Annotated in this window: 13 protein-coding genes, 7 tRNA genes and 1 pseudogene; 13 read left to right on the plus strand and 8 right to left on the minus strand. The window is 40.5% G+C overall.

Going from position 1 to position 17,810, the window contains the following annotated elements:
• Nucleotides 1-96 precede the first annotated feature (96 nt).
• From L2764_RS28310 to L2764_RS21095, 4 genes and pseudogenes are all read right to left on the minus strand, one after another.
• The gene (locus L2764_RS28310) at nt 97-318 is read right to left on the minus strand and encodes a DUF1090 family protein (protein ID WP_376708466.1); all 222 of its coding nucleotides are present in this window, start codon (nt 316-318) and stop codon (nt 97-99) included.
• 617 nt (nt 319-935) lie between these two features.
• A pseudogene (locus L2764_RS21085) lies at nt 936-2,241 on the minus strand (sodium-dependent transporter).
• Nucleotides 2,242-2,307: 66 nt separating this feature from the next.
• Nucleotides 2,308-3,090: a phosphatase PAP2 family protein gene (locus L2764_RS21090; protein ID WP_248942319.1), complete on the minus strand. Its 783-nt coding sequence runs from the start codon at nt 3,088-3,090 to the stop codon at nt 2,308-2,310.
• 236 nt (nt 3,091-3,326) lie between these two features.
• Complete coding sequence (locus tag L2764_RS21095; RefSeq protein ID WP_248942320.1) at nt 3,327-3,728, minus strand: DUF4345 domain-containing protein; 402 nt, start codon at nt 3,726-3,728, stop codon at nt 3,327-3,329.
• A 97-nt stretch (nt 3,729-3,825) separates the two neighbouring features.
• Here L2764_RS21095 and L2764_RS21100 point away from each other — a divergent pair, with 97 nt between their 5' ends.
• Together L2764_RS21100 and L2764_RS21105 are read left to right on the plus strand one after the other, a co-directional pair.
• Complete coding sequence (locus L2764_RS21100) at nt 3,826-4,782, plus strand: M15 family metallopeptidase (protein ID WP_248942321.1); 957 nt, start codon at nt 3,826-3,828, stop codon at nt 4,780-4,782.
• Between the two features lie 79 nt (nt 4,783-4,861).
• Nucleotides 4,862-5,533 (plus strand): RluA family pseudouridine synthase, encoded by a 672-nt coding sequence (locus tag L2764_RS21105; protein WP_248942329.1) that lies wholly within the window; start codon nt 4,862-4,864, stop codon nt 5,531-5,533.
• A gap of 41 nt (nt 5,534-5,574) precedes the next feature.
• Here L2764_RS21105 and ubiK read toward each other — a convergent pair whose 3' ends face one another.
• From ubiK to L2764_RS21120, 3 genes are all read right to left on the minus strand, one after another.
• Entirely contained in the window at nt 5,575-5,829 is a 255-nt protein-coding gene (gene ubiK, locus L2764_RS21110; RefSeq protein ID WP_248942322.1) for a ubiquinone biosynthesis accessory factor UbiK, read from the minus strand.
• A gap of 128 nt (nt 5,830-5,957) precedes the next feature.
• Nucleotides 5,958-9,056, minus strand: a complete 3,099-nt coding sequence (locus tag L2764_RS21115) for a multidrug efflux RND transporter permease subunit (RefSeq protein WP_248942323.1) — start codon at nt 9,054-9,056, stop codon at nt 5,958-5,960.
• Between the two features lie 15 nt (nt 9,057-9,071).
• Nucleotides 9,072-10,190 (minus strand): efflux RND transporter periplasmic adaptor subunit, encoded by a 1,119-nt coding sequence (locus L2764_RS21120; RefSeq protein ID WP_248942324.1) that lies wholly within the window; start codon nt 10,188-10,190, stop codon nt 9,072-9,074.
• A 382-nt stretch (nt 10,191-10,572) separates the two neighbouring features.
• Here L2764_RS21120 and rep point away from each other — a divergent pair, with 382 nt between their 5' ends.
• Nucleotides 10,573-12,588 carry a DNA helicase Rep gene (gene rep / locus L2764_RS21125; RefSeq protein WP_248942325.1) on the plus strand — a complete coding sequence of 672 codons (2,016 nt, stop codon included), beginning with the start codon at nt 10,573-10,575 and terminating at the stop codon, nt 12,586-12,588.
• A 42-nt stretch (nt 12,589-12,630) separates the two neighbouring features.
• Here the strand turns inward: rep and L2764_RS21130 are convergent, their stop codons facing one another.
• The gene (locus L2764_RS21130) at nt 12,631-15,249 is read right to left on the minus strand and encodes a sensor domain-containing phosphodiesterase (protein WP_248942326.1); all 2,619 of its coding nucleotides are present in this window, start codon (nt 15,247-15,249) and stop codon (nt 12,631-12,633) included.
• 402 nt (nt 15,250-15,651) lie between these two features.
• Here L2764_RS21130 and L2764_RS21135 point away from each other — a divergent pair.
• From L2764_RS21135 to L2764_RS28605, 10 genes are all read left to right on the plus strand, one after another.
• Nucleotides 15,652-15,728 (plus strand) — tRNA-Arg (locus L2764_RS21135).
• 40 nt (nt 15,729-15,768) lie between these two features.
• A tRNA-His gene (locus L2764_RS21140) sits at nt 15,769-15,844 on the plus strand.
• A 40-nt stretch (nt 15,845-15,884) separates the two neighbouring features.
• A tRNA-Pro gene (locus L2764_RS21145) sits at nt 15,885-15,961 on the plus strand.
• Between the two features lie 38 nt (nt 15,962-15,999).
• Nucleotides 16,000-16,076, plus strand: a tRNA-Pro gene (locus tag L2764_RS21150).
• Nucleotides 16,077-16,143: 67 nt separating this feature from the next.
• Nucleotides 16,144-16,219, plus strand: a tRNA-His gene (locus L2764_RS21155).
• A gap of 63 nt (nt 16,220-16,282) precedes the next feature.
• A tRNA-Pro gene (locus tag L2764_RS21160) sits at nt 16,283-16,359 on the plus strand.
• A gap of 57 nt (nt 16,360-16,416) precedes the next feature.
• Nucleotides 16,417-16,492 (plus strand) — tRNA-His (locus L2764_RS21165).
• A gap of 282 nt (nt 16,493-16,774) precedes the next feature.
• The gene (locus L2764_RS21170; RefSeq protein ID WP_248942327.1) at nt 16,775-16,996 is read left to right on the plus strand and encodes a cysteine-rich CWC family protein; all 222 of its coding nucleotides are present in this window, start codon (nt 16,775-16,777) and stop codon (nt 16,994-16,996) included.
• A gap of 213 nt (nt 16,997-17,209) precedes the next feature.
• Nucleotides 17,210-17,644: a pectin acetylesterase-family hydrolase gene (locus L2764_RS21175; protein WP_248942328.1), complete on the plus strand. Its 435-nt coding sequence runs from the start codon at nt 17,210-17,212 to the stop codon at nt 17,642-17,644.
• 63 nt (nt 17,645-17,707) lie between these two features.
• A partial coding sequence (locus tag L2764_RS28605) for a transposase family protein (RefSeq protein ID WP_248942330.1) occupies nt 17,708-17,810 on the plus strand: 103 nt, incomplete at its 3' end.

Here is a 17,810-nt window from a genome sequence, read left to right on the forward strand (position 1 = left end):
TGAATTCGTCGCCACTGCTTATCGCTAATCATTTTACGAGACATATGAATTTCAAAGAGAAAAATTGTATCTTAATCAGCTAATCATGGCCAATTGTCAACGCCCCCTAGTATTAGTACCGTTTTCTTTAGCTTGCTCTAATGCTTTTTCCAATCTATTAGCCTTGTCATCATGATTATGTTGAGCAATGGTGAGTTGCTTGTTTACTTCACAGAATTTTTTTTCGCAGCCTGTTAAGTCACTGCAATTTGATGTTGCTAATGTTTGCAGTGAAAAATACTCATTAAAACCCCAGATCCAATGATAATGATCATTAATCGTAACGTGTTACGGGGTGATTTTTTTTGTGATTTTGGCAAGCTTTTCATTCAAGAATAAGTATTTATGAAAGCGTTTTCAGTGTCTATTGTTGTCATTGTTTTATTCAGTTTGCATACAGAGTGTATTTATCTAATTTATTTTAATTAACTTTTATTATTTTCCATGTTTTTTTAAAGAAAGGTTCATTGATTTTGGTTACACTCGATATAGAAACATATTCTACTTTGACATAAATTAAAATGAAGATTAATAGATTAACAGTATGATTTTATTTAGTTTAATATAACAACGATGGACATTGTGGCGTGTATCCATAATCGAGTTTATCGAGATAATATGGCATTGATAGAGTGTTACAAACTTAAAACTGGTTGGATGAGTCAATCAGCCAAGAAATTAATGGCTCTGCGCGAAGGCTTTTAGCTGAAGTTCAAATTTGCGACCGAAGACGGCTATCTCAATGACTCTAAAGCCAAGACACCTTTACGCCGCAAGCGGCGAGTAATTAAGCCCTCCGATAGGGTTAAAATGGGATGTTGGCATGGTAACACTACCAGTGTGTCGAGCTTAAAATGAATCAACGTTTTCGTTTTTTAGTCGTAATGAAATTGAGGTTAAATCAGCAGCTTAACAATAATTACGATGATTAATATTGGGCATTCATATTGGACATAAATGGGCCATATCCGCCAGAATAGGTTGTTTCTATTCGAGCCTTCTTGAGCTGATATCGCGCTAAGTAAGCTGTTTCTGTCCCAAACCCAACCTAAATAAATGGCAATACCAAGAGCGATTAATGGTTGGGCTCTTTCTGTGGTGAGGGTGATTATGAAGCTGAACAATAAGTTAAAGTTTAACACCACTAGAGTGGATAGGATGGCTATGATTATCCCGACTATCGTGCTGGCCTTATGGCGACTCATTGTGGTTTTTTCGATTAGAAAATTGGTAGGTACCTTGACAATGGAAATGGCTGATGTCAGGCCTGCAATGGTGAGGAGTAAAAAGAAAATGACCGAGAGCACCCCTTGAATACTGGTAGGCAAGGTGTAAACAATGCCAGAATGGCGTCAAATATTAAGGTATCGGCTCTCAGCAGACTGCCATCATAGGCAAAGATGGAAACGCCATTATGTTGGGCGACATACATGGCTGGAATGATCATTAATGCCGCGAGAAAAGCAATGAGAGTGTCCGCCAAAGTGACATAAGCCGTGAGACTGGCTAAGTTCTCTTTTTGATCCAGATAAGCGCCGTAGACCATCATGGCACCGGTGCCTACAGTCAGGGAAAAAAAGGTTTGTCCCAATGCGCTAATGATTACATCTGGATGCCATATTTTTGAAAAATCAGGGGTAAATAAAATCTTAAGCCCTATCATAGCGCCTGGCTGAGTTAAGATATAAGCTGCGCCGAAATTAAAATGAATAGCAATAATGGCATCAGGCGTTTTGACCAAGCTTCTATGCCTTTTTGAACGCCTTGCCTGATTAACATGATAACAATGGCAATAAATAATAGTGTAAAGATTAAGTTGCGTGATAATGAGAAATCCATTAACCAAGCGGCGCTTTGTGTCGACCCTAACCCTTTGGCAATCGGGGCGAGAGAAAAGCTAATAAACCATCCTGACAAAATGCTATAAAAAGTACAAATTAAGGTCGCGGTTAAAATGGCGCATAAGCCGATAAATTTACCGATAGTACGAGATAAGCTACCGTTGGCAATATGGCTTATAGCATTGATTGGAGAAGATTGAGCGTAGCGACCTATCATTAGTTCCGCCATCAACATGGGGTAGCCTAGAAATAAAATAAATACAATATAAACCAATAAGAAAGCACCGCCGCCATGGTTTGCAGCTTGAGTGGGGAAGCCCCAAATATTACCCACGCCGACGGCAGAACCCGCTGCTGCCATAATGAAACCTTATTTCGACTTGAAATGGGACGTATTATTGGTCGGCATCGAGATCCCTTTTATAGGCTAATTTGATGATGATGGCTTTGAGAGCCGTTTAGCTGTGAGGTATTTTTCAATAATATAAAGACTGATGGCGCTGCAACTAATTGAGAGCAAAGTGGCTGCTAGGATGTCTTGAGGCCAATGCATACCAAGGAATAGACGACTTAAGTCCATCAAGAAGCTCCAAGTGATTAATATAATAGGAAAACTCACTAATCCTGCCATGATCAAATAATAATTAATCACTAGGGTGAGAGTGACGGCAAAGGCGACATGACCAGAAGGAAAAGCATTATCAGTGGTTTGCTGCCAGTGTTGTTTAATCTGAGTTGATAGCTGAATATTGGGGTTTATGGCTTCAAGTTTTGGAATCGCTTGCGTGATTTCTTGTTTTCGAGCGGCTTTATCAAGATGAGTAAAGGTATCAATATCCAGTAAATTAGCTTCAGCCATTAAGACGATATTGGGTCTAGGTTCTTTCGCTAAAATTTTAATCACATAACCTATCCCCAAAGAGAGCAATAAGCTGAGTACGAGGGCGGGCACAAGTCGTTTAAAAAGGTGTCTGGGTACTTGAGTAAAGGAAAATAAAACAATGACTAAAGCGGTGATTATTGCGAAAGGAAATGTGCCAGTATAAGTGATCCAATAATAAAATTGTGCCACGCCAGAGGTTAAATTCATTGATGGAAAAAATTGAATACCACTCATTAACATAAACGAGGCGAGAGAGAGTAATATTACGGCTGAGATGAGCAACCAAGCTTGGGCGATATTTGAACCTTTGATGGTTTTATTTTTCACACTATAACCTTTCATTTTTTAGTTTATTTGTTTTACTCTTGATACTTGATCTGAGGCTGTTCAAGTATCAAGAGAAGTGTAAAACATAAAGGCTCACTTCTTATTTAATGTCAATGTTGACAAGATTAATTTTTATATAACCAGCTAATGATATTGCATTTATAAATAAAATATCACCAGTTTGTTTTATTTTAATGATAGATGCTTCTAAGCTTAATCGTCTTTTTTATTAAGTGTTATTTTTTCGTTTGCATCATCTTTTTTTCATAGCCTAGTGCGATAAGTGCCAATAATGCGACAAATGTTTCGGCGATAAGATAAATAAACATCATGTTATTGGCAGAGTTTTCTTGTAATAATCCCAATAGTCTAGAACCGGCCATGCCAAGCATGATAATGAGTATGGCCCATAGACCGAGTCGATGATTTGAGGGCTCTAAGGTAAAAAGGGCTAAAACGATCCCGAGGCCTAAAGACATGCCGCCAAAAGTCGCGCGTATATCGATGAGAGCGGAAGCGCTGGTTAATGCTGAATGAGTCACAAACGAAAATAAGGTATTAGGAAAAAAAATAAAACCTAGACCATATAATGTAAAGAATATGCTGTTTATCCAGATTAATGTTATTTGGTATTTCATGAAAGCTCTCAGTACTTTTGTTTTTTTATAGTATATACCTAAGTGATATGAAGATGCAGGATACAGATCACTTGGATAGAAAACGTTAGGGGGAAATATGATCCAATATGGCGCTTTTGTTTTTTTGTTTATTTTGACGTTATCCGCGTGTTCGATCAATAGGGGAGGCAGTATTAACTCAGATGATTTTCATTCCGAAACGACTACGGGGATCTATGCTGTGTCTGCGAGCGAGTGTGATTTGATGAAACGCAGTCGGGTGCTCCAAAGTGATTCGCCCATTCTCTGTAATAGGCTGAAAAAAGTTGTTTTTTATTTTTATCCTTTTCCAGCTGATTTATCCTCCCAGATCGTGGATAAACCATGGTTAAATGTGGCCGATATCGCGCCTTTGGTAGAGAGCATGCCAGCGCCAATGATGGGAACGGTTGTTGTGTTAGATGTGGTGGCCGATCAGGTGTTATTGATATTTAATGCCTTATATCAATTTAAATTTCCACTGGATATGGCCATTCCTGTTGAATATCTTAGTGACAAGGAAAAGCGAAAAGGGGATATAAATAACAGCTATAGTTTCGATTCAAGGCTGATTACTCATGGCAGTGTGTGGTCTGATCATGCTTATGGTGTTGCCATTGATATTAATCCCTTACAGAACCCATACCTTTATGTAGATGAATTTGATAGGTTTTCTATTTTACCGAAAAGCGCTGATAGGCATTATTTGAATCGAGGGCAATATCGACCGGGAAAAGTGACCCGCGTTGGTATGGCAGAGGATGTGGTGACTTTATTTGCTAAACAGGGTTTTATTGTTTGGGGGGGGGATTGGAATACTCCGATTGACTATATGCACTTTCAAGTGGGTTCTCGTACTTTTATCGAACACCTGGTTTCTTTACCCACCGAGGAGGCTAAAAGTCTGTTTCATCGATATGTTGACAGCATGAATAAGTGCTTCTTAGAAGGGGAGAAAGAATACGGAATTCATAACGGTGGATTGTTACGGAAATTTTGTGTTGAGAAAATAACAACAGAATTTGAAATACAATGACACTGGCATCGGTGTGTTTACGCCAGGTGGTGGTAAATTAATGTTAGAATTGGCCATTATTTCTATGGAGTCTTTGAGTATGACCGCAGTGATTGATACTTTTATCGCGCCTCCTTGCCATGAGAAAATTGATATTTTGTTTCAAGATGAGTCTATTCTTCTTATCAATAAACCCAGTGGATTATTGAGTTTGTCAGGGAAAAACCCCCTGAATAAGGATTCGGTACATTATCGCTTAGTGCAGCAGTTCCCCACGGCATTAATGGTACATAGACTCGACTTTGGTACCTCTGGGGTGATGGTAGTGGCGTTAAATAAAGCGGTGAATGCCGAATTAACCAAACAGTTTCAAGCCCGCACGATAGTCAAGCACTATGTCAGCGTATTAGAAGGGCATTTACGGGATGATGAAGGGGAGATTAGCTTCCCGATTGCTAAAAATAAAGCTCATTTTCCGTTGCAAAAAATTTGTATGCAAACGGGCAAGTCGGCTATTAGCCACTTTCGGGTGTTGGCGCGGTTACAGAACCCGTTAAGGACACGAGTCGGCTTTATGCCAGTCACAGGACGTACTCATCAATTAAGGGTCCATAGTGAAAAAATAGGCCATCCAATTTTAGGGTGTGATTTATATGGTAACGAGGGGACTCATGCAATGGCAAGCCGTTTGCTATTGCATGCCACACGATTGGAGTTTGATCATCCTATAACAGCTGAAAGGATGGTAGGAACGTGTGAAGCGGCTTTTTAGGAGAGAGACCCAAGGGCCTTCTCTCACTAGATGGAAGGGCACTATTCTGGCTTGGTCAGCTTTTGTTCTAACGCATCCACTTGTTCTTGAAGCGCAGTGAGTTTTTCTCGTGTTTTCACCAATACATGTTGTTGAACTTCGAACTCTTCTCGTGAAACTAAGTCTAATTTCATTAGTTGGTTTTGAAGCACTTGTTTGGTACGTTCTTCAAATTCACCCGCAAATTGTTTTAAGCCGCTAGGGATATTGTCACTCAGCTGCTTAGCCATTTCTTCAATTTTCTTTGGATTAATCATCTGGGCTCTTTATATATTGGTTGACTGTATATCATTATTGTACCTGAGGCGGGACTGATTGCCAAAGATAGGATGTAGAATAGCGCGGTAGTTTATCAGTATAAACTGCCGCGCTTTGAGGCGTTGGCTTAGACTTTAAGGTCGATTTCCTTAGGGGCAATCGACTCATCAAATATCGGTAAAGGTTTATGTGTTTGGGCTAGATACATATACATCACAGGTAATACAAATAGGGTGAAAATGGTGCCTATAGATAAGCCTGCCACGATTACCAACCCGATATTGAAACGTGAGACTGCGCCAGATCCTGATGCGAATAATAATGGGATCAGACCCGCTACCATGGCAGCTGTCGTCATTAGAATAGGGCGTAGACGAATGGAGGTGGCTAATTTAATAGCCGCTAACTTATCGAGTCCATTATTGAGTTGCTCTTCTTTGGCGACCTCACAAATTAAAATACCATGTTTACAAATGAGCCCAACCAAAGTAATGAGGCCCACCTGAGAATAAATATTCATCGAGGTGAGTCCAAAAACATGAGTCCAGCTTAATGCGATAAGGGCACCACTAATTGCTAGAGGTACAGATACTAAGATAACTAAAGGATCTCTTAAACTTTCAAATTGACTGGCTAATACTAAGAAAATAATCGCAATAGCGAGAGCAAAGGTTACATAAAGCGCATTACCTTCTTCGACAAATTGTCTGGCTTCTCCTAAGAAACTATAGGTGTAACCCTTAGGTAACTCATTATCACCAATATTTTTTAGGAAACTAATTGCACCACCAATAGGCGTACCCGGAGGGGCGACACCACTGATTGTCATTGAGTTCATTTGGTCAAAGTGTGGCAAAGAGCGAGGCTCGGGAGTGACAGTGATATCTACTAAACTCGATAATGGTACTGAGCGGCCATCTGAAGCTGTGAGATAGTAGCCTTGTAGTGATTCAGGTCCGGTTCTATTTTTACGGGCGACTTGTGGGATCACCTCATAGGAACGGCCTTCTAAATTGATACGGTTAACATAGCCATCTCCCATCATAGTCGATAAGGTTTTACCTATGTCTTGCATGGTTATACCATAGCTACCAGCAATATCCTTTTTCACTTGAATATTGATATTCCCTGCGTCGTATTTCAAATCGACTATAGAAAACACAAATAAGGGGCTTTTCTTCACTTTTTCAAATACACCCATGCCGATTTCAAATAAGCTTTCAAAAGAATTGGAGGTGGTGATCACAAATTGGATCGGTAGCCCACTTGAAGCGCCTGGGAGTTGAGGCGTTTCAAAAGTGGTGATTGCCATTCCAGGGATCGTTTTGACCTCTTCACCTAAGGCTTTTTGTACTTGTTTTTGACTTTCGCTGCGTTGACTCCAAGGAACTAGAGGTGCAATACCAAAAGATTGATTCGCTGCTGGAATGCCGACAAAGGCCAAGGATGCTGCCGCTGCAGGTTGTTTGCTGATCATATCCGTCACCAGTTTCATATTAGATTGAATATAATCTAAGTTACCTGTTGAGGGGGCTGTGCCCATCATCATGACAACACCATTATCTTCTTTCGGTGCAAGCTCCGATGGAATGAAGCTAAACATGATAGGCAGTGAAATCAATACGATTACAGCAAAGATTAAGATAACGGGTTTATGCTCCAATACTGCTGAGAGCATAGTGTTATAGCGGGTTGTCACCCTATGTAACACCGAGTTAACCGTACGTTCAAATAGCTTGGGTTCATGTTTTGCGAGCAGAACTTTAGAGCACATCATGGGCGATAAGGTGAGGGCGATTAGACCTGAAATGACCACAGAACCCGCCAATGTTAATGCGAATTCTTTAAATAAGGAGCCAGTGATCCCCCCCATCAGTGCAATCGGAGAGTATACTGCTGCGAGTGTGATGGTCATTGAAATAACCGGAACGGCAATTTCTCTGGTACCAATAATGGCGGCTCTAAAGGGGGTTTCGCCCAATTTGATGTGTCTATCGACATTTTCCACTACCACAATGGCGTCATCGACTACCAGTCCGATGGCGAGGACCATGGCCAGTAAGGTCATTAAATTAATGGAGAAACCGAATATCGCCATGACCATGCCGACACCAATGAGTGACAGGGGGATGGTGACAACAGGAATGAGTACCGCTCTAAAGGAACCTAAGAATAAGGTAATGACAATGATCACAATAAGGGAGGCTTCGCCAATGGTTTTGATTACCTCGTTAATCGATTCATCAATGGCAAGCGAGGAGTCATAAAGGATTTTTGCGTTCATGGATGGCGGTAAATTATCTAAAATATCCGGCATCATGGCTCTTGCATCGGCAGCAACCAGTAATGGGTTTGCTGTTGGTGTGACATCGATGGCGACCACGACGGCTTCTTTTCCATCAGCTAAGCCACGAATGGTGTCACGACTCTTGGCTAAACTGGCATGACCAATATCTTTTAAACGAATAACTCTACCATCGCTAGTGGTTGAAACAACGAGTTGATTTAGCTCTTCTGCTGTGGTTACTTGGGTATTGATAGTACTGTTTAACGTGGTGTAGTAACTGTTTGCTTGGCCTGCGGCGGATTGATAGTTGTTGGCTTGCAAGATATTCATCACATCAGAGGATGAAATGCCAAAGGCCCCCATTCTTGCAGGATTTAACCAGACTCGCATACCATAAGTCACACCACCATATAAATTAACCTTAGCGACACCCGAAATGGTAAAAAACTGAGGGGTGACAACACGATTTAAGTAATCGGTTATCTGGCTAGCATTGAGTTCTTGGCTATTAAAAGAGATGTAGAGTACGGAGGTCTGTGAGCCTGTGGACATGGAAATCGTGGGATCTTGAGCATCATTGGGAATTTGAGAGCCGACAGAGTTCACTTTAGACAAAATTTCAGCGAGTGCACCATTAGGATCGGTATTGAGTTTCATGGTAACAGTAATCGTTGAAGTACCTAATATACTGCTAGAGCTCATGTAATCAATATTATCGGCTTGAGCAATGGCTTGCTCAATGGGTTGAGTAATAAAGCCTTGGATAAGATTGGCGTCAGCACCGTAGTAATTGGTGCTGACAGTGAGCACTGTGTTGGTCATTTTAGGGTATTCACGTACTTGCATACCTAAATAGGAATACGCACCTAGTAATAACAACAGTAAACTAATTGAGATGGCCAATATTGGCCGACGAATAAAAGTATCAGTAAAGCGCATTGCCACTTCCTCCTGTTATAGTTGTGGCATCGTGACGGGAGTAGGTAAAGCTTCACTCTCCGTGACTTTGACTTTACTGTTATTGCTTAAGCGAACTTGCCCAGAGGTGACAATTCTGTCACCCGCTTTGAGTTTGCCTGTAATGAGGGCTTTGCCGCCACTTCTTTCTAGCACTTGTACATCTATCTGATTTACCCTTTGTATTGTTTCATTTTTTTCTTTTTTATTTTCGATAAGATAAATAGAGTTTCCATAAAGGGTGTAAGTAATGGCAGTTCGAGGAAGGACAATTTGATTCTTCATTATGGGGAGTAATATATCCACTTCGGCAAACATACCATTACGTAATTTATTATCAGCATTGGGGATTTTCGCTTGTATTTGAATCAAACCACTTTGCTCAAATACAGCAGGCTCTATGGCTGTAATGGTGCCAGAGAAGGGTATCTTGGGATAACTGTCAACAAAGGTATTGATTTTTTGCCCAACAAACACTTTGGAAAGTTGGGTTTGAGGGATAGTGAAGCGAATTTTCATATCAGTCAGATCTTCTATACCAACAATATCAGTTCCAACACTGAGATAATCGCCTAGATTGACCTCTCTTATTCCCATAACTCCATCGAAAGGGGCTCTTATTTCACGGCGGCTAATGGTTGCTTTTAAGCTTTCAATACTGGCTATCAATGCTAAATAAGTTGATTGGCTTGTATCAACATCTTGTTTTGATACTGAATTTTGCTTATATAGTGCGAGGTTTCTTTCATAATCGGCTTTGGCAGCAGGCAGTTGTACAACACTATTGTCGAGGTTGGCTTTTTCGACACCAGTGTTGAGAGAAAGAAGTAATTGGCCTTTTTTCACTGCGGCGCCATTTTCAAAATTAATTGACGCCACGACCCCTGCGTCTTGATTCGATAATGTTCCACCTTGATTGGGTTCGACATAACCAATGGCATGCAAGTTAGGTTGCCAAGTGGTAGGTTTGACGCTTATTGCGGTAACAGGAAATTCCGCCTCTGGCATGTTTGCGATAAAACTGGCAATTTTTTGTTTGATGAAGAGGTTGAATCCTATGACGGAACCAAATACGAGAAGCGCAATGATGATCATTACTAGAAACCATTTTTTCATTTTCTGACTGCCCTGTAATTGTATTGTTATTAGAAAGGTGCCTGATTAACCTTAATATTAGTCGAAAACATGAAAATATTAATGCTTTTGATTAGACTAATTTTCTACCTAGTGTTTTTTGGATGAACCCTAATGGGGTGATACTGTGCTTAACATTATTTTGTCGATCTTTTAGATACTATCATGAATAATTATTAATGATGTTAGCTTTGTTTTTGCTGAATGAGGAACACTTAAATGCCATTTTATATTTTTTCAGCAGAAAGGACTTCAATGTACTGATGATTTGACTTTCAATTTAGTTTTGTCCATATGAAAGTGGATATTTCTGGTATCATTCGAACTTGTTTTCTTTTTTCTATGTGTTGGTTGTAAAGTACTGATGAAGCTGAATCCTGGACAAAACGAAGCCGTACATTATGTTTCTGGCCCTTGCTTAGTATTAGCGGGTGCCGGTAGTGGGAAAACTCGCGTTATTATCAATAAAATTGCGTATTTAGTGCAAGAGTGCGGCTATAAAGCTCGCCATATTGCTGCGGTGACTTTTACCAATAAAGCCGCGCGTGAGATGAAAGAGCGTGTGTCAAAATCGATGGGACGTAAAGAAGCGCGAGGATTGTGGATCTCGACTTTTCATACCTTAGGTTTAGAAATCATTAAACGGGAATATAAAGTGCTTGGGTTAAAACCCGGCTTTTCTTTATTTGACGACCAAGACAGCTTGGCGCTATTGAAAGAGCTGACTCAAAATGAGCTAGAAGAAGATAAAGATTTATTGAAATCACTCGCCACAACGATTTCAAATTGGAAAGGGGATTTAGTGATCCCAGAGCAAGCAAAAAAATTGGCGAAAGATGAACAATCACAATTGTTTGCTATGTTATATCAACGTTATGCTCAGCATATGAAAGCCTATAATGCACTTGATTTTGATGACTTAATTCTCATTCCAACGTTATTATTAAGGCATCATGAGGAAGTGAGAGATCGCTGGCAAGCTAAAATTCGTTATCTGCTGGTGGATGAATATCAAGACACTAATACCAGTCAATATGAGCTGGTGAAATTATTAGTGGGTCAGCGTGCACGCTTTACTGTGGTGGGAGATGACGATCAGTCTATTTATTCTTGGCGCGGGGCTAAGCCACAGAACTTAGTGCTCTTGGGGGAAGACTTTCCTAAGCTTAAATTGATTAAGCTTGAACAAAATTACCGCTCCAGCCAACGTATTTTACGGGCTGCCAATATTCTTATTGCCAATAATCCCCATGTTTATGATAAAGCGCTCTTTAGTGAGTTAGCTTATGGTGAGCCTATCAGGGTGCTGATGGCAGCGAATGAAGAACAGGAAGCGGAGCGAGTTATTGCTGAGATGATCCGGCATAAGTTTGTCGGTCGCACGCAGTTTGGTGATTATGCCATTTTATATCGAGGTAACCATCAATCTCGTTTGCTCGAACGGGCATTAATGACCAATAGGATCCCTTATAAACTGAGTGGTGGCACGTCTTTTTTCAGTCGAGCAGAAATTAAAGACATGATGGCTTATTTGCGTTTAGTGGTTAATCCTGACGATGATAATGCTTTCTTACGTATTGTTAATTTACCTAAACGTGGTATTGGGCCTGCGACATTAGAAGCCTTGGGTAATTATGCCAACAAGCGTAATATTTCAATGTTTTCCGCTATTTTTGAGGCGGATTTGAATCATTACTTATCGCCGACTGCGATGTCCTCTCTATATAAGTTTGGCTGCTTTATCGTGGATACTGAGGAAGCGGTGACTCGGGGCGATCCTGTTGATGCGGTTAAGAACTTAGTGCGAAAGATCAATTACGAAGATTATCTTTATGAAAACAGTACCAGTGCGAAAGCTGCTGAAATGCGGATGAAAAATATCTCGGAGCTTTATCGTTGGGTGACTGAGATGTTGGCTGGGGATGATCTTGATGAGCCGATGACCTTACCTGAGGTCGTGACGCGTTTAACCTTAAGAGACATGATGGAACGTAACAGTGAAGATGAAGGTGGCGATCAGGTGCAATTGATGACGCTACATGCTTCCAAAGGGCTCGAGTTCCCCTATGTCTTTATGGTAGGAGCAGAGGAGCGAATTTTACCGCATCAAAGCAGTATTGACGAAGGCAATGTTGAGGAAGAACGACGTTTGGCTTATGTGGGGATCACGCGGGCACAAAAAGAGCTATGGTTTGTCATTTGCCGGGAAAGAAGGCAGTTTGGTGAAACCATGCGTTGTGAACCGAGTCGCTTTCTAATGGAGTTACCCCAAGATGACCTTATTTGGGAGAATCGTAAACCATTAGCATCACCTGAGCAGCAACAAGCAACGGGTAAAAGCAATATTGCAAATTTACGTAACATGTTAAAAACGAAGTAACCTGAGTTTAGGTTAAGTCATCACAAGCTAAATATTAGTGTGTTAGGCGCAATCTAGCGCGACTTGCTTAGGTAAGATAAGGATGTCTCCGAGTGCGAGACCCTGTCCTGTTTTTATGCCTATTTCGGTTAATTTAGTGATTTGCTCAGCACGGGTTATACCCGTGGCATTCACTGTTAAGTCGAGTGCTTTTGCAGCTAAAAAATAAGCCTTCGCCAATTTGTAATGGGGTTCACTTTCTAAATGGGCGCAATAACTGGGGTCGAGTTTTAAGATGCTAACCGGTAAAAAGGTGAGACTATTGATCGCACTATGGGCGCTACCATAATCGTTAATGCCTAAATTTACATTAAGCTGAGTTAAGCATTCAAAGGCATTAATATGCGCATTATTGTCTTGAACAAAGGCCTTTTCATTAAAGAATAAATACAGTTGCGCCAAGTTGAATTGGCATTTTTTTAAATGGTTTTTAAGGCTGCGTAACGCATGCTTATGTTTTAAATGTTGGCTTGAAAGGGAAATCTGTATCTGTAAAGGGTAGGGTGTATGCTCTTGTAATTGCTTAAAATCAATGTTTAATTGTGTGAGGGTATATTTATCAAGTTCAATATTTAAATCACATTGCTGAGCAATCATATTCAGTTGGGCTTGTTTAATTTTACCCAATTTAGGATGGACCCAAAATAAACGGGGTTCCAATGCTTTTAGTACTTGGGTGCGTAAATCTAAAATTGGCAAGTAACTGAGTTGCAGTTGCTGTTGGCTAATGGCTTGCTGCAGTTCTTTTTCTAATTCGATATTTTTAATTTGTTGATGTGATTGTCTTTGATATACAACGTAACAGCCTTTACCATCTGACTTTGCTTGATACATCGCGGCATCAGCATCTCTTAATATTGACTCACTGGTATTTGATTTATTATTTTCGCTGATAGCGATGCCGATACTGGCAGACGAATAAAACATTTTTTGAGCCAGTTGATAAGGACGTGATAATGCTTTTAACACTCGTTCAGCGACTTCAATGGCATCTTGTGTTTGATTAATGCAATCTAATAAAATGACGAACTCATCGCCGCCTAGTCTGGCCAAAGTATCATTGACTCTAATGCACTTTTTCAGTCGTCTAGCCGTTTCAATTAAAAATCGGTCTCCTTCCAAATGTCCCAAAGTATCATTCAGTAATTTAAATCTATCCATATCAATAAAGAGTAAGGCAAATTTGTCGAGTGGGTGTCGACGTAAATGCTTAATGGCTTGGGATAGTTGCTCCATAAACATGGAGCGATTAGGGAGATCGGTTAGGTTGTCGTGTTTGGCATCATGTTGCAACTGGCGTTGAATTTTTTTGCGTTGAGTGATTTCTTTTTCAAGATCCTGATTAAGCATGGCTAATGCTTGAGTGCGTTGATTGACTTTTTCTTCGAGTTGTTCGTAACTGGCTTTTAAAGACTCGGCAGAGAGCTTTCTTTCGATGGCCGTTGCAATATGCTGAGAGACAAAGGTGAGCAGTTCGAGATCTTTCTCATGATAGTTTTGATGAGCGTTAAAACTATAGATGGTTAAAGCACCTAACACTTTGCCTTGAATAAAAAGGGGAATACCGATCCATTGGTGGATCTGGCGAGTATTATTTAGCTCTGGAGCTTGAGTATATACAGACATAGATGAAATTAATTCATCAATATCCTGCTTGTGAAAAAGTCGAGGTTTTTGATGCTTAATAATGAACTCTGTTAAACCATCTTGTAGCGGTCTAGGTTTGGGGGATGGAGTATTAAGCTGCGACACATAAAAAGGAAAACTGAGCCGTGTATGCTGTTCATTGAGTAATGCGATAAAGCAATTATTAGCGGCGAGTAATCTGCTAATGACCTTATGTATTTCAGCATAAAAACGGGCATTATCAATATTAGATGTGGCTAAGTCGGCAATTTCGAATAATGTTTTTTGTAAGGTTTCAGCTCGGCGGCGTTCACTGACTTCCTGTTTGAGCTTTTCGTAGGCAATACTGAGCTCTTGAGTGCGTTTACTAATGGCTTGCTCGAGTTGCTCTTGGTGTTGCAGATGTTCGGCAACAGTGGATATATGGTGGCTGATGAAATTCATCAATTCTAGATCGATGTCACCATAACTAATACTTTGATCATAACTTTGCACAACAATGACACCTGAAGTGATGCCATTATTTTTGATAGGAACGCCAAGCCATTGGTGACAATCGGAACCTAGACTAATAATTTCTTTATGGTCGAGTAATTCTCTAAACTTGTTGTCATCACACAGTAATCTTTCACCTGTTCTAAAGACGTAGCCGGTTAAGCCACATGCTAAGGTGTCAGATAATGTGCTTGTCGGATATAAATCTTGTGGATGCACATCTTTTTCATCAGCGAAAAAAGGGATTTCAATTTCATTGGTTTTGGGATTAAGGGTCGCGATAAAAAAATTGTCTGTGGGCACTAGGGTGTCTATCGAATTATAGACAATAGCGTAAAACTCTTCTTGAGAGGTGACTGTGGCAGCTAAGTTCGATATGGCTAATAAGGCATTTTGAGTGACCTCAGCGCGTTTATAGATCCGTGCAAGCGCTTTTAAGCGAGCAATCCTTTTGTGTAAACGCACAACTTCTATGGCCTGTGGTGTTTTATCCCTAAACATTATTTTCGCCAACTTAAGTATTTTTTATAGTGTATTTATATGATGCTAATTTGATGCACTATCACCCCGATTGTCGATGTTTGAGCAAAAGGGGGATTGATTTACTGTTACTCTCGATTCTATCTCGCTGAATGAAATTTCTATTGTTAATCATCCTAGTGCGTCATGTTGGGTTATGATCAGCGGTATTTTAGAAAATGAGCATGGGGTCGTTATTCATTCAGTTATATTGATAGCACGAAATTGCATCGCTTCCAAGTGATAGTTTATGACTATGGCGGGGTTATTTCGGTAAATATTCACTCGGATCTATCAAAACTTAATCAAACGAACAAAAAAAGTAAAACATAGCTAGACGTAGGAGTGATTTATCCCTAATATATGCGTCGCTAACCAAGGCAGGCGCCCATAGCTCAGCTGGATAGAGCGTACCCCTCCGGAGGGTGAGGCCGAAGGTTCGAATCCTTCTGGGCGCACCAGTTGGAGTAACGTTTTGGTTAGTAAGAGTAAGGTTCAGTGGTGATTGTAGCTCAGTTGGTAGAGCCCCGGATTGTGATTCCGGTTGTCGTGGGTTCGAGCCCCATCAGTCACCCCATTTCCTTCTCACTCTTATTTAGAAAAGAGACAGTCATTCTCGGTGATTAGCGCAGCCCGGTAGCGCATCTGGTTTGGGACCAGAGGGTCAGAGGTTCGAATCCTCTATCACCGACCAAATTTATAGTTGTAAAAGTTGTAAAAAGTAAAAGATTTCGGTGATTAGCGCAGCCCGGTAGCGCATCTGGTTTGGGACCAGAGGGTCAGAGGTTCGAATCCTCTATCACCGACCACTTTTCGATAAGCCTTCTAATTAAGAAGGCTTATTTCGTTGTAAAGCTTAGATAGGCTTAGGCAATGGTGATTGTAGCTCAGTTGGTAGAGCCCCGGATTGTGATTCCGGTTGTCGTGGGTTCGAGCCCCATCAGTCACCCCATTAATTTAAAGATTTTTTATGAAGTGAACATAATGCTTTGATATTAAATCAAAAAGAAAACATCGGTGATTAGCGCAGCCCGGTAGCGCATCTGGTTTGGGACCAGAGGGTCAGAGGTTCGAATCCTCTATCACCGACCACTTTTTAATAATCATTAAACTCCAGTTTAAAATAGCGATTATTGTATCAAATCAGTGGTGATTGTAGCTCAGTTGGTAGAGCCCCGGATTGTGATTCCGGTTGTCGTGGGTTCAAGCCCCATCAGTCACCCCATTTTTTATTGTTCTAAACTCCCCCGCTTAACATCATTATTGAAATCCACTACTTTTTTTGAAGTAGAATTCTCATTTATTTATCATCTGCTGCACTCTATTTATTACCTGCTTCAATGTATTTATGTTCTTTTCTTGAGTCGTGATCCCTAGAAGTATCACGGGTATAAAGTGTGGGTCCTTTCAATGAGGCTGGGATCAGATGGAGAAAGGTGTATCATGTTTTTATACAACATTGAAAATGTAGTAATTCTATTTTCATCAATCGAGAGGCTGAGAGCGAATGAAACTCAATGAACTTGAATGTCCATTATGCGCCAAGGAAAATGAATGTGCGGTTTTTTCGGGCCAAAAGGTGAGTGACTGTTGGTGTCATCAGCAAAGCTTTCCTGAGCCATCGGGTTTGTCTCATTTAAGCATTAACGCGCATCAATGTTTATGTCAGTCTTGTGTGAAACAGATGCATAAAGTCGGTGAAAATAATCAGTCTGTAACAAAGAAGTAAGCCTATATTTGCTAAGTGAGCTATTTTATTCCTTCAAAAATAGCACTTTTATTGTGATCCCTTTCATATTGAACTTTAGTAGACCCTCTTTAAACTTAGTTTTATTTTCTATAATACATTTTAACTATTTGAATTAAAAAGAGCGTTTCTTTATTGCAAAATAAAAGTTTTATCTTATCGTTGTCAATAGAATGGTATAACTTGGGGCTCTCGATGAAGAAAATGTGGGGATTACTTTATGTCATCATGATGACTGCGCCAGCAATGGCTTATGATGATGGCTACTACTCGTCGTGGCAGAGTTTTTTAAATGTTTTATGGCCACCGAAGGCTGATCACCTTATTACTGAAGCAGAAAAGAGAGGGCATTATCCTTTGCTCTCTAACCCAGCTAATTATGAAGACCATCCTGAAGGACAAGATTGGAATCTGGTGTATGTGCCATATTGTACCGGAGATATTTATGCTGGAGATAAAGTGGAAATTTATGAGGATCCCAGTGGTGTGAATCCTCCCCTAGAGTGGCATCATAATGGTCTTGTCAATATGAGAGCGATTAATGCTTGGTTAAGAGGTAACATGCAGCAACCCTCTAGGATGATGGTGACAGGCTGTAGTGCTGGTCAGGGCGGGATCGCACTTTGTTAACAAAGATTGAATCTGCTGAATTACTGTGATCTAATCGCACCTCACTTTCTGAGATGTAACCCAATGACCCTGATCGAACACCTTACCGTTGTTGAAGAAACCCGTTCTAGTATCAACCAAAGACACGACCTTATTGACGTCATGTTCCTCATCATTAGTGCAATCA

The sequence above is a fragment of the Shewanella surugensis genome (assembly GCF_023284005.1).
Lineage (GTDB): Bacteria > Pseudomonadota > Gammaproteobacteria > Enterobacterales > Shewanellaceae > Shewanella > Shewanella surugensis.